Annotated in this window: 15 protein-coding genes; 12 read left to right on the plus strand and 3 right to left on the minus strand. The window is 65.2% G+C overall.

Annotated elements, in window-relative coordinates:
- Window positions 1-3: 3 nt before the first annotated feature.
- Together BRADO_RS05420 and BRADO_RS05425 are read right to left on the minus strand one after the other, a co-directional pair.
- The gene (locus BRADO_RS05420) at window positions 4-450 is read right to left on the minus strand and encodes a hypothetical protein (RefSeq protein WP_011924309.1); all 447 of its coding nucleotides are present in this window, start codon (window positions 448-450) and stop codon (window positions 4-6) included.
- Window positions 451-469: 19 nt separating this feature from the next.
- Window positions 470-1,270 carry an SDR family NAD(P)-dependent oxidoreductase gene (locus BRADO_RS05425; RefSeq protein ID WP_011924310.1) on the minus strand — a complete coding sequence of 267 codons (801 nt, stop codon included), beginning with the start codon at window positions 1,268-1,270 and terminating at the stop codon, window positions 470-472.
- A gap of 932 nt (window positions 1,271-2,202) precedes the next feature.
- Here BRADO_RS05425 and BRADO_RS05430 point away from each other — a divergent pair.
- Window positions 2,203-3,558, plus strand: a complete 1,356-nt coding sequence (locus BRADO_RS05430) for a hypothetical protein (RefSeq protein ID WP_041756134.1) — start codon at window positions 2,203-2,205, stop codon at window positions 3,556-3,558.
- 265 nt (window positions 3,559-3,823) lie between these two features.
- Here BRADO_RS05430 and BRADO_RS05435 read toward each other — a convergent pair whose 3' ends face one another.
- Window positions 3,824-4,342 (minus strand): helix-turn-helix domain-containing protein, encoded by a 519-nt coding sequence (locus tag BRADO_RS05435; RefSeq protein WP_041757320.1) that lies wholly within the window; start codon window positions 4,340-4,342, stop codon window positions 3,824-3,826.
- 104 nt (window positions 4,343-4,446) lie between these two features.
- Between BRADO_RS05435 and BRADO_RS05440 the strand changes: the two genes are divergently transcribed.
- From BRADO_RS05440 to tolB, 11 genes are all read left to right on the plus strand, one after another.
- Window positions 4,447-5,007: a dihydrofolate reductase family protein gene (locus tag BRADO_RS05440; protein WP_041756135.1), complete on the plus strand. Its 561-nt coding sequence runs from the start codon at window positions 4,447-4,449 to the stop codon at window positions 5,005-5,007.
- 45 nt (window positions 5,008-5,052) lie between these two features.
- Window positions 5,053-5,709 (plus strand): glutathione S-transferase family protein, encoded by a 657-nt coding sequence (locus tag BRADO_RS05445; protein WP_041756136.1) that lies wholly within the window; start codon window positions 5,053-5,055, stop codon window positions 5,707-5,709.
- Window positions 5,710-5,822: 113 nt separating this feature from the next.
- Complete coding sequence (locus tag BRADO_RS05450) at window positions 5,823-6,236, plus strand: YciI family protein (protein ID WP_011924315.1); 414 nt, start codon at window positions 5,823-5,825, stop codon at window positions 6,234-6,236.
- A 32-nt stretch (window positions 6,237-6,268) separates the two neighbouring features.
- Window positions 6,269-6,685 (plus strand): YciI family protein, encoded by a 417-nt coding sequence (locus BRADO_RS05455; protein WP_041756137.1) that lies wholly within the window; start codon window positions 6,269-6,271, stop codon window positions 6,683-6,685.
- 31 nt (window positions 6,686-6,716) lie between these two features.
- Window positions 6,717-7,085, plus strand: coding sequence for a hypothetical protein (locus tag BRADO_RS05460; RefSeq protein ID WP_011924317.1), 369 nt, complete (start codon window positions 6,717-6,719; stop codon window positions 7,083-7,085).
- 140 nt (window positions 7,086-7,225) lie between these two features.
- Complete coding sequence (locus BRADO_RS05465; protein WP_011924318.1) at window positions 7,226-7,951, plus strand: TetR/AcrR family transcriptional regulator; 726 nt, start codon at window positions 7,226-7,228, stop codon at window positions 7,949-7,951.
- Between the two features lie 130 nt (window positions 7,952-8,081).
- Window positions 8,082-8,570, plus strand: coding sequence for a DUF2852 domain-containing protein (locus BRADO_RS05470; protein WP_041756138.1), 489 nt, complete (start codon window positions 8,082-8,084; stop codon window positions 8,568-8,570).
- Between the two features lie 475 nt (window positions 8,571-9,045).
- Complete coding sequence (tolQ, locus tag BRADO_RS05475; protein ID WP_041756139.1) at window positions 9,046-9,729, plus strand: protein TolQ; 684 nt, start codon at window positions 9,046-9,048, stop codon at window positions 9,727-9,729.
- Window positions 9,730-9,768: 39 nt separating this feature from the next.
- Window positions 9,769-10,248: a biopolymer transporter ExbD gene (locus BRADO_RS05480; RefSeq protein ID WP_011924321.1), complete on the plus strand. Its 480-nt coding sequence runs from the start codon at window positions 9,769-9,771 to the stop codon at window positions 10,246-10,248.
- Window positions 10,245-11,246: a hypothetical protein gene (locus tag BRADO_RS05485; protein WP_011924322.1), complete on the plus strand. Its 1,002-nt coding sequence runs from the start codon at window positions 10,245-10,247 to the stop codon at window positions 11,244-11,246. Before BRADO_RS05480 ends, BRADO_RS05485 begins: the two co-directional genes overlap by 4 nt.
- A gap of 16 nt (window positions 11,247-11,262) precedes the next feature.
- On the plus strand, window positions 11,263-12,588 hold the full coding sequence (gene tolB, locus BRADO_RS05490) for a Tol-Pal system beta propeller repeat protein TolB (protein WP_371259351.1): 1,326 nt from the start codon (window positions 11,263-11,265) through the stop codon (window positions 12,586-12,588).
- Window positions 12,589-12,613: the final 25 nt, after the last annotated feature.

Below are 12,613 nucleotides of genomic sequence, written 5' to 3' on the forward strand. Positions count from 1 at the left end.
CCGCTAGCGGCACGGCGCGTACATCGCCTTCAGCTCGCGCCCGCGCAGCACCAAGAGCCGCGACGTCAATCCGCCGCGGCGCTCGATCCAGCCGCGGACCGGTGCCGGATAGGTCTGCAGCACGAGCTTCGACGCCTCGGGTTCGGCATAGGTGCGGCCGCGGCGGTCGACCGAGCGCGCGGCGTGGAAGCCGAGCACCGCGCGTCGCGTCACGCAGATGCGCTCTCCGGGCACCAGACTGAGCACCAGCGTGCAGGCCGACAGGCATGGGCCATCGATGATGACGCGCTCGCCGGAGGCGCGCACCTTCTCGAACAGATCGAGGAACGGTCCGACCTCGCCGCCGGGCGAGGAGATGATGCGGACATCGGCGCGCGCCAGCATCGTGGCGATGCCCCACAGCACCACCGCGAGCAGCACGGTCAGAATGATGCGCATCCGGCTCGGCATCGTTTCATTCGTTCCCGTCTCAGGCGTTCCGGCGTTGGCCGCGCAAGGTCGGCAGACCGATTCCCGCGGCATCGAAGCCGCCATCCACGGCCAGCACCTGGCCGGTGATGTAGCTCGACCGCTCCGAACTGAGGAAGAAGATGGCCTCGGCCAGCTCCTCTTCAAGCCCGTAGCGATTGAGCGGAATGGCGTCGTGATAGTCGGCGCGGATTTCCGGCGTGTGCACGGCCCGCGCCATCGCGGTCTCGACCGGACCGGGCGCCACCGCGTTGACGCGGATGCCGGCCGAGGCCAGCTCCACTGCGAGTTGCTTGGTCAGATGCGCGAGCGCCGCCTTGCTGGTGCCGTAGGCGGAGCGCAGCGTCGAGGCGCGCACGGCCGAGATCGAGGTGATGTTGACGATGGCTCCGCCATGCTCGCGCATCAGCGGCACCGCCGCCCGGGTGCACAGGAATGGTCCGGTCAAGTTGACGTCCAGGATGCGCTGCCAATCGGTCTCGCTGGTTTCCATCACCGACGCGAACCGCGCGACCCCGGCATTGTTGACGAGCGCATCGAGCCGGCCGAATCGCGTGGCGATACGCTCCAGCGCGTCGGCGACCATGGCTGCATCTGCAACGTCGCAATGCAGCGCCAGCGTGCGATCGGGACATTTGAGCGCAGCGGCCGAATCCGCGAGCAGCTTGGCCTCTATGTCGAGCAGCGCCACCCGCCAGCCTTCGTGCAAAAACCGCTTGGCGGTCGCGAGCCCGATGCCGCGTGCGGCGCCGGTGATCAAGGCGACCTTGTCGGTGAGCTCAGGTGATTCCGTCACGGCCATCGGCTCCTCGGCCGGCGTTCCGGCTCTTGCTCTGGTTCCGTCCTAACACGGGCTGCGCGGACCAGCTGTGAAGGTCGTCACATTCATGAGTATGCGTTCGATCGATCCCCCGCGGCCGAATAGCGCAGCGAAGTTCGCGGCCGTTGTCAAACAGCCAAGGGTAGTACCAGGCGCATCAGCTCGCGTTCTCGCGGCGCAATGTGCCCGAGCTTTGCCCGACGAGACTCCCTTCGGCGATCGGAGGGAGCAGGGAAGGCCGGGAGCCCGCCGCCCCCATGGCCCCCGTGCGGGAAGAGTGCACGGGGAAGGAACCACAGGTTCGGCTGAGACATCCCGGCCTTCCCTGCGCGATGGTCTGACGACTTATACGTGCTCTCCCCGGGGACCGGCTGTCTTGCCCCCGTTTCCGCCACAATGCGCTCACGCATCGGACGCGGCATCAGCATCGGGATGCCAGGACCACACGATTTCGCCGTACGCACCGCGTTGTTCGTCTGCGTGTCTACTTCTGAGCATGATGTTGTCGGAAAGCTGTGGCGCAATGTGCGCCGAGGCTCCCCGGTTCCGAATCATGCTCCACGCTGCAACATCGACGCGTCCACCGCATCCCGCTCCCAACGTTCGTGACGACCGCGAAACGTCCCTCTCGATCGGCGGCAGGATGTGGTCAAGAAAGCCTGAATTCTGGAAAAAAGAAACAAGAAAATTTTGACGGGAAGAACTGGACAAGGGTGATCGGCTTGAAAGTCTTCACGAAAAAAAGCTGTCCGCGCAGCCGGCCTGCGGGTTGCGCTGGCGCCTATAAGCGGGCATTCCGCGCCGGATGCGATCCTCGTCCGGCGCTTGATTTGCCCGTCGGGCCGCGGTGCCGGGTGCCGTCTTGGACGACCCCCATACTGGTAGCGTAAAGTCAAAGTCTCGGTAGAATCGACATGGGCGGTCCATCCATCAGCCAGCGAATCACATTGTTCTTAGGAACGACCGAGAGGCAGGCGCCGCGCCGGCCGGAAAGCGTGCTGCGCGCGCGGCGCACGTTCCTGCTGTCCTGTGTCGTCCTCGGTCTGTCGACGAGCGTTGCGGCCGCCGCGGAGGGCGCCGCAATTGCTGCGAAGCCGGCAGCGGCCGAGCAGGCCGCGATGCCGCCGCAATCGCCGCAGCCTTTGAAGGCCGAAGCTCCAAAGCCGGAGACGCCAAAGCCAGAGACGGCAAAGCCAGAGGTGGCAAAGGCGGAGACAGCAAAGCCAGACGGTCAAAAGCCGGAGGCTCAAAAGCAGGAGTCGCCGAAGCAGGAGGCGCTGAAGTCCGACCCGGCGGAGACCGTGGGGCGACCGGCCGATCCGCAAGCGCCGGCGCAGAAACTGGCCGTGCCTTCTGCGGAGCCCGCCAAGCCCGCGACCGCCGAGCGCAAGGGCGATCTGCGAACGGCAGCCCGTGAGGCCAAGGACGTCAAGAATCTGACGGTGCCGCAGCGGGTGCTCCCTGCCGGCGTGGCGCAGATGATCGGACGCAAGATCTGGCTTAACGAGGCCGGCGGCCGGCGCGATGCGATCACCTCGTGGAATGCCGGCGAGGAGTTCGCTTCGCTCGGCATCGGGCATTTCATCTGGTACCCCGTCACCGCGAAGCCGCCTTACGAGGAGGGCTTTCCGGGGTTGATCGCGTTCCTGCGCAAGGGCAAGACGCCGCTTCCGGCGTGGCTCGACAAGAATCCCGTTCCGCCATGCCCATGGAACAGCCGGGCCGAGTTCAAGAAGAATTTCAACTCGCCGCAGATGCGTCAGTTGCGGCAATTCCTGCTCGACACCATGGCCGAGCAGACGCAGTTCCTCGTGGCGCGTGCACAAGGCGCGATGGACAAGATCCTCGCCAACACGCCCGACGGCGCCGAGCGCGAGCACATCGTGGCGCAATATGCGCGCGTCGTTCGCGCGTCGGAGGATCTTTACCCGCTGATCGACTACATCAACTTCAAGGGCGAGGGCACGAACCCGTCCGAGACGGCGGTGGACAAGGAAACGGGTCAGCGCCAGGGCTGGGGACTCAAGCAGGTGCTGCTCAAGATGAACGGCAGCACCACCGAGCCGAAGGCGGTGCTCGCCGAATATTCCGACGCGGTGCAGGGTGTGCTCCAGCAGCGCGTGCGCAATCTGCCGTCCAATCGGGTGTGGGAAGCCGGCTGGCTGCGCCGCGCCGAGACCTATCGCCGGCCGATCGCGCAGCTCGACCAGGTCCCGGAACGCGCGCCGCGCAGATCGTCGCGCTACAGGGCGGACAATACGCCGTACTGAGCAGCGAGGACCGCGGGTCCGAGCGACGCTAATGTCACGACTTGCGCAGCTTCGACGTGAAGGAGCTGAGCTGCGGCTCCGCGCCGTCATTCCGGGGCAATCGTCGATGCGCAGGCGCCGAGCGCCGAGCGTTGGCGATTGAACCCGGAATCTCGAACTTGTTGAAATAAACGCGAGACCAAATCGGGATTCCGGGTTTAAGGCCTGCGGCCTTGCCCCGGAATGACGGTGGTCGTAGCGGTGCGGACAGAGTCGCTGAGAGCGATCACGCCGTCGTGGCGCCGGCTTTTTTTTCGGCAACCACCTTCTGATAGGCTGCCTGCAGCCGCTCGCCGACGCTTGGTCCGGCCTTCCGGCGCCGCTTCACGCCGAGATGGATCTCGCGCAGCTCGTCCATGAACTCGGCCCACATCTTCGGTCCGCCTTCCATCAGCAGCCTGGCGCGGATGCCGAGCTCCTCCGAGACCGGCAGGTATTTGTAACCCCAGCCGGCCATCTGCGCGAGAATCGGCAGCAGCTCGATGCCCTGCTCGGTTAGCGAGTAGATGCCCTTCTGTTTGTGGCTCGGATCGTCCTGGCGGCTGATGATGCCGGCGGCGAGCAGCGTCTTCAGACGGTCCGCGAGGATGTTCGAGGAGATCCCTTCAATGGAGCCACCGAGCAGCTCGCGATAGTGCCGGCGATTACCGAACATCAGGTCGCGGATGATGAGCAGGCTCCATTTGTCGCCGACCACCTCGAGGGTGAGGTTGATCGGGCAGCCGGAGCGCTGAGGGTCGGACATCGGGATCTCGTGAGCATCGTCGCGAACAAACTGCTTGCAATATTGCATCGGTCTCGGCATCCTCCAACTGCTTGCAAAATAAAAGCGGTCAGGGAGGCGTGCCGATGGCTAGGCTGGTGTTGTGGGACATGATGACGCTCGACGGCATGGTCGCGGGCGCCGGCGGCGACCTGTCCTGGCACGAGGATGTCTGGGGTCCCGAGCTGGAGCAGTTCTCGCAGACCCAACTGCAGGAGGCGGGCGGGCTGCTGTTCGGGCGCGTGACCTATGACCTGATGGCCGGCTATTGGCCGGCCCAGCAGGGCGTGATCGCCGAGTTCATGAACGCGATCCCGAAATACGTCGCCTCGCGCAAGCTGTCCGAACTCGCGTGGTCGAACGCGCATCTGCTGGGCCGGCAGCCTGAGGCCGAGGTCGACAGGCTCAAGACGGAGTCTGCGAAACAGCTGTTCCTGTTCGGCAGCGCGGATTTCGCCGCCACGCTGATGGCGCACGATCTGATCGACGAGTATCGGATCGCGATCAATCCGCGCGTGCTCGGCGGCGGCGCGCCGCTGTTCAAGCCGGGGCAGGCGATGAAGCTGCGGCTGATCGACAGCCGCGCGTTGGCGAGCGGCGTCGTGATCGTGCGCTACGTGCCGGCGCGGGAGGGGAAAGTGTCCTGAGGCTTCATTGAAGCTGTTCTCTCATCGATGCATCAAGAGCGAACCATGTCTCTCACGCTTTACTATCATCCGCTCTCGTCGTTCTGCTGGAAGGTGCTGATCGCGCTGTATGAGAACGATATTCCGTTCACGCCGAAGCTGGTCAATCTCGGCGATGCGGATGAGCGGGCGGCATTCCTGAAGCTGTGGCCGGTGGGCAAGTTTCCGGTGCTGCGCGACGAGAACGCGCAGCGCACCGTTCCGGAGTCGAGCATCATCATCGAGTATCTCGATCAGCACGTCCCCGGAGCAGCGCGATTGATTCCGGAGGATCCTGATCTCGGCCTGCGGACGCGGCTGCGCGATCGCTTCCTCGATCTGTATCTGCACATGCCGACGCAGACGATCGTATTCGACCGCCTGCGGCCGAGCGACGCGCGCAATCCATCTGGCGTTGCTGAAGCGAGGATGCGGCTGCGGACGTCCTATGCGATGCTCGAGGCCGAACTGCCGCCGGGCGGCTGGGCGATGGGAGATCGGTTCACGCTAGCGGATTGCGCGGCGCTGCCGGCGCTGTTCTACGGCAACAAGGTGGAGCCGCTCGGCGGCGATCTGCGGATCGTCGCCTTCTATCTCGACCGGCTCAAGGCAAGGCCCTCGGTCGCGCGCGTTCTCGCCGAGGCCGAGCCCTATTTCAACATGTTCCCGCAAGAGCCCGGCTGAGCGCGGAACCGCGCGAAATAATTTCCGTCCCCGCTGTCGGCGGGGACCGGCACGGATCGTCTTTCTGACGAAGGCGGGGACATCCTGCCGATCGCAGCACAGGGAGAGCGACCATGCGGTTCATGGTGATCGTGAAGGCGACGCAGCAGTCGGAAGCCGGCGTGCTGCCGACCACCGAGGAATTCGCCGAGATGGGCCGGTTCAACGAGACGCTGATCAGAGCCGGCATGATGGAGACGGGCGAGGGCCTGCATCCCACGTCAAAGGGCGCGCGGATCGAATACTCCGATGGTGAGTCGCGCATCCTGCGCGGTCCGTTCGGCTCCACGAATGATCTCGTCGGAGGCTATTGGATCATCAAGGCGGAGTCGCTCGATCAGGTCATCGAAGCCATGATGCGCGCGCCGTTCCCGAGCGGCCAGGTGGAGATCCGGCAGATCTATGCGGCGGAGGATTTTGGCGCGGCGCTGACGCCCGAGTTGCGCGCGCAGGAGGATCGGCTGCGCGCGCTGGCGTCGAACAGCTGACGCGACGCCCGATCAGGACAGGAGCGGACACGATGCGATTCATGATGCTGATGATCCCGCTCGGCTATGAGAGCGCACCGCCGGATGTGCGGCTCGATCCCGAGCGGGTCGCGGCGATGATGCGCTACAACGAGGCGCTGAAGGATGCCGGCGTGCTGATCACGCTGGAGGGCCTGCACCCGCCGTCGATGGGTGCGCGGGTGTCATTTCCCGGTGGCCGGCCTGTCGTCACCGACGGCCCCTTTGCCGAGGCCAAGGAGGTGCTCGGCGGCTACTGGATGATCGAGGTCGGCTCGCGCGAAGAGGCGGTCGCCTGGGCGAAACGATGCCCGGCCTCCGAGAACGAGATCATCGAGATCCGCCAGGTGCAGGAGATGTCGGATTTTTCCGAAGAGGTTCAGCAGGCCGCCGCAGGCTTTTCCGAACTGCCGCACGCCGGCCGCGCCTGATCATGCCAGTTCACAAGAGGAGGGACGTGCAATGAGCGACAACAGCAACACCTATCTCGCCGTGTTTCTCGGCAGCCGGACCAGTGCGGCATGGCAGGCCTGGGAGGCGCTTTCGGAGACGGAGCGCAACACCCGGGGACGCCAGGGCATGGCAGCCTGGCACGCCTGGGTCGACACCCACAAGGACGCCATCGTCGCGATGGGCGGACCGCTCGGCAAGACCAAGCGGATCGACAAGGGCGGCGTCAACGACATCGCCAACGAGATGGGCGCGTTCACCGTGGTCCGCGCCGCCTCGCACGAGGATGCGGCGAAGATGTTCGTGAACCATCCGCATTTCACGATCTTCCCGGGCGAGCGGGTCGAGATCATGCCGGTGCTGCCGGTCCCGGGCGGCTAGGTCCCACACCGCGTGGCGTGCTCGTTGCCACTCTCACCTGAAAGAGTAGGAGAACACCTGCGGCAGGGCGAAGACCGGCCAATGTGAACGCCCAAAAGCTTCTGGCTTGTTCGCGCCCGGCTCATGTAAAAGCCCTTCACATGAGCTGGCGCAAGGAGCAGCGCCGCGCCGAGCGCGGCTATCATCACGGCAACCTCAAGGAGGCGCTGCTGCAGGCGGCGCTCGACCTTATTGCGCAGAAGGGGGCCGCCGGCTTCACCTTTGCCGATGCGGCCCGCATGGCGGGCGTCAGCCCGGCGGCGCCGTACCGGCATTTCCGCGATCGCGACGAACTGCTGTCGAGCATCGCGCAGCGCGGCTTCGAGCAGTTCGAGGCGCGGCTCTCGGCTGCCTGGGACGACGGCCGCCCCGACACGGTCACCGCGTTCGAGCGCGTCGGCAAGGCGTATCTCGCCTTCGCCCGCGAGGAGCCGGCGTTCTATTCGGCGATGTTCGAATCCGGCGTGCCGGCCGACTCGACGGCAGGTCTGCAGGCGGCCGGCGAGCGCGCGTTCGGCGTGATCCGCGCGGCCGCGGAGCGGCTCGCCGCTTTGGCGCCGCCCGGCGTGCCGCGGCCGCCGGCGATGATGATGGCGCTGCACATCTGGTCGATGGCCCACGGCATCGCCTCGCTGTTTGCGCGCGGCGACGCCGCCCGGCGCAAGCTGCCGATGTCGCCGGAGGAACTCCTCGAAGCCGAGGTGCTGATCTATCTGCGTGGGCTCGGCTTCAGCACGGATCGTCAGCCGGCCGCCAAGCCTGGCGGCGAGCCGCCGCCATTGCCGGAGGACGAGAAGCCGGCGGGGCCCTGGGGCCGGCCGAAATAAAGGTTCAACGGAGCGTGAGAAATATTCCGGGCGGCGCGTCAGGCGGCCGCCTTGACAAAATCCCGGGTTGGTCTAGCTATGTAAATGTTATTTACATTCACACGGCATGGCGCCGCGAATGGAGAGGGAGATGGCCTACACCGCAGATGTCAATCGATGGCGCGGTTCGGAGGAGGAGCAGAGGTACCGGCCCCACATGCTGGAGTCGCCCTGGCATCCCGGCTGGATCGCCGTGACCGTGCTCGGCTTCATCATCTGGTGGCCGATCGGACTTGCCCTTCTCTTTTTCACACTCGGGAGCAGAAAGATGGCGTGCTGGAACGGCGGTGATCGCTGGGCGAACAAGATGGAGCGGATGCAGTGGAAGATGGACCGCATGCGCGACAAGATGGAGCGCCGCGGTTTCGGGTTCGGCTTCTCGCAGCCGGCCTCCAGCGGCAACCGCGCCTTCGATGAATATCGCATGGAGACCTTGCGCCGGCTCGAGGAGGAGCAGCAGGAGTTCCGCGACTTCCTGACCCGGCTGCGCCACGCCAAGGACAAGGAAGAGTTCGACGCCTTCATGGCCCAACACAAGCCGCGTCCGGCGACGCCGCCGAACGACCAGCCTCAGAACTGATCGGCGCTGATCGACCGATCCTCACGCCGCAGGGCTTTCAGCCCCAGCCCTGACGGCACGAGACGCCCGCCTGCGAATCCCCGCCGGCGGGCGTCTTGCGTTTCGGGATACCGCCGTAGCCGTGGCAACTCGCCGCTGCCGTTCGGCAGGCGAATGCCTGCGGAACTTGCAAGCGCCTGATCACAAAGGCTCTATCTGGCTGTCCCGGCTCGGCCTTTGACCTCCGTGGATGTCCGCGGTAACCCCGCCTTAACCCCGGAGGGGGTTTGGTTAAGGGGCGCTTACGCGCGCCACGAGCCCTTGTTTTGACACGTTGGCAGAGGAAGCAGGCCGCTTATGGCTTCGGCGGGCCTCTTAAAGCGATCAGTTCAGGGTTTTCTCGCGTAGGCGCTTTCGCCGCGACGGCATCTGTCGTGGAACGGCGGATGCATGGCCCCGGAAAACACCGGGATGGTTGGTTGAGAGGATACTGCGGATGACTGGCGACGGTACCGGCCTGTCCCTGATCGAATTGTTCGCCAACGCGGGCTGGGTGGTCCGGATCATCATGCTCGGCCTGATCTCCTGCTCGATCTGGGTGTGGGCGATCGCGATCGACAAGATGTTCCTGTTTTCGCGCACCCGCCGCTCGATGGACCGGTTCGAGCAGGCGTTCTGGTCCGGCGAGTCGATCGAGGAGCTTTACCGGGTGCTGTCGGCCAAGCCGACGCAGTCCATGGCGGCCTGTTTCGTGGCGGCGATGCGCGAATGGAAGCGCTCGTTCGAGGGCCACGCCCGCTCCTTTGCGGGCCTGCAGATGCGCATCGAAAAGGTGATGAACGTGTCGATCGCCCGCGAGGTGGAACGGCTGGAACGCCGCCTGCTGGTGCTCGCCACCGTCGGCTCGGCCGGTCCCTTCGTCGGGCTGTTCGGCACCGTCTGGGGCATCATGACCAGCTTCCAGTCGATCGCTGCGTCGAAGAATACCTCGCTGGCGGTGGTCGCGCCGGGCATCGCGGAGGCGCTGTTCGCCACCGCCATCGGCCTGATCGCGGCCATTCCGGCGACGATTTTCTACAACAAGTTCTCCTCCGAGGTGAACCGGCAGGCGCAGCGGCTGGAAGGCTTCGCGGATGAATTTTCGGCCATCCTGTCCCGTCAGATCGACGAGCGGGGATGAGGGCGGGTATAGTGGCCTCCGGATCGTGAGCACCAGAACATGGGCATGAGCATGGGCAGCGCGTCCGGCGGCGGTGGTCGCCGCGGTCGGCGCAGAGCGCAGGTGATGGCGGAGATCAACGTCACGCCGATGGTCGACGTCATGCTGGTGCTGCTGATCATCTTCATGGTCGCGGCGCCGCTCCTGACCGTGAACATCCAGGTCGATTTGCCGCAGGCGCAGGGCGGCTCGGCCTCGACGGCCGATGCCAAGCCGCCGCTCGAGGTCACCGTGAAGAAGACCGGCGGCGGCTGCGCCTCGAAGGTCGACGTCTATCTCGGCGACTCGCCGATCGCGATCAACGAGCTTGGTCCGAAGATCAAGGCGATGAAGGATGCCGGTGCAGGCGGCCCCGACAACGTCGTCAAGATCCGCGGCGACCGCGACGCCTGCTACTCGGACATGATGAAGGTGCTGGGACTCGCGCGCGACGCCGGCTACCGCGCCAGCATCGTGGTGGTGCCGGAACAGGGCTCATGACGTCAGACGACCTCATGCACTTCCTACGGACGCGCAAGGGCACGGCGCTGTCCGTGGCCGCGCACGTCATCGTGCTGTGCGTGGGTCTGTTCAGCTTCTCGGCCCGGCCGATGGTGATGCCGCCCGAGGATCTGGTGCCGGTCGACGTCATCTCCGAGGACAACACCTCGAGGGCCAAGGCCGGCGCGCTGCAGGGCAAGAAGGACGCGCCGAAGCTGCTGGCCGACAAGATCGGCGAGAAGAAGCCGACCGAGGACATCGTCGGCAAGGTCGACACCAAGCAGGTCACCGAGACCGACGCGGCGCCGGAGCCCAAGCCGAAGCCGGAGAAGCCGGTCGAGAAGAAGCCCGATCCGCCGAAGCCGGTGGCCGAAAAGAAGCCGGATCCGCCGAAGCCCGCGCCGGCCGAGAAGCCGAAGCCGGAGGAGAAGAAGCCCGATCCGTTCAATCCGGACCAGATCGCCAGCGTGCTGAACAAGGACAAGCCGAAGCCGCCGAAGCCGCAGCAGCAGGCCGATGCCACGCCCCCAGAGCCGAAGCACAAGAGCGAACGCAAGTTCGACGCCGAGAAGATGGCGAGCCTGATCAACCAGAAGGACCCGACGCGGCAGGCGGTGACGGGAGCCGAGCTGAATGCAAATGCGGCTCTCGGCTCGAGCCGGGGAATGTCCGAGGCCAACCTCGCGAGCCTACAGGGCGCCTTCAGTGCGGCGGTGAAACGCTGCTATAATTTTCCGTACAATGGTCCGGACGCCGATCAATTCTGGGCAGACGTCGATATCAATCTCCAGCCTGACGGAAGTGTCGCTTCAATGTCCATCGTAAAGGTGGGCGGGCCCTCGCGTTCGGTTGCCAACGCGATCGCGGAGAATGGGAAGCGGGCAACGCTACAGTGCCAGGCTTACAGCTTTCTGCCCAAGCAGCAGTATGCTTTGTGGAAAATGATCCCGATGAGATTCTGCATCGGCGATCGTGAGCAATGTGGACCGCCAAATTGAAGGTAGTCGTCAAGCGATGAGCATGACCAAATTGATAACTCGGCGCCAATTCGTGATCGCTGGCGGCGCATCGATCGCTGCGATCCGTGCGGGCGGAGCCTTTGCGCAGCGCGTGTCGATCAGCCCTGAATCGAAGCCCATTACGATTGCGATTCCTCCGTTCGTCCCCGGCGGGCCTGGTGACGCCGACGTCGCTAACGGCATTTCGCAAGTGATCACCAACAATCTGAAACGTAGCGGGTACTTTGCACCGGTTGATCCGGCCGCGTTCCCCGAGCGGATCACCAATTTCGATCAATTGCCGCAGTTCAACAGTTGGAAGCCGCTCAGCGTCCAGGGGCTGCTGACCGGCCGTGCCACGCGTCAGAGCGACGGGAGGCTGAACGTTCAATTCCGGCTGTGGGACGTCAATTCGGGACAGCAATCGGCAGCCCAGCAGTATGTCACTGCGCCGGAGTACTGGCGGCGTATCGCTCACATCATCTCCGACCAAGTCTATACGGCACTCCTCGGCGAGAAGGGCTATTTCGACAGCCGCGTCGTGTTCGTCGACGAGAGCGGGCCGTCGGAGCGCCGCGTCAAGCGGCTGGCGCTGATGGACCAGGACGGCGCCAATGTCCGCTATCTCACGCGTGGCTCGGATCTCGTGCTGACGCCGCGGTTCTCGCCGTCGAGCCAGGAGATCACCTATATGGAGTTCGGGCAGGGCGACCCGAAGGTCTATCTGTTCAACATCGAGACCGGCCAGCGCGAGATCGTCGGTAATTTTCCCGGCATGTCGTTCTCGCCGCGCTTCTCCCCGGACGGCCAGCGCATCATCCTGAGCCTGCAGCAGGGCGGCAATTCGAATTTGTTCGTGATGGATCTGCGCTCGCGCTCGACCACGCGGCTCACCGACACGCCGGCGATCGACACCTCGCCGTGCTACTCGCCCGACGGCAGCCAGATCTGCTTCGAGAGCGACCGCGGCGGCAAGCCGCAGATCTACGTGATGTCCGCCAGTGGCGGCAATGCGCAGCGCATCTCGTTCGGCGAGGGCAGCTACTCGACCCCGGTGTGGTCGCCGCGCGGCGACTACATCGCCTTCACCAAGCAGGGCGGCGGCCAGTTCGCGATCGGCATCATGAAGACCGACGGCTCGGGCGAGCGCATTTTGACCGCTGGCTTCCACAACGAGGGTCCGACCTTCTCGCCCAACGGCCGCGTGCTGATGTTCTTCCGCGATCCCGGCGGCACGGCCGGCCCGTCGCTCTACACGATCGACGTCTCCGGCCGCTTCGAGCAGAAGGTGCCGACGCCCGGCTACGCGTCGGATCCGGCCTGGTCGCCGCTGTTGTCGTGAGCATGAGCGGGCCGGCGACGGCCCG

This window comes from Bradyrhizobium sp. ORS 278 (genome assembly GCF_000026145.1).
In the GTDB taxonomy this organism is placed as follows: domain Bacteria; phylum Pseudomonadota; class Alphaproteobacteria; order Rhizobiales; family Xanthobacteraceae; genus Bradyrhizobium.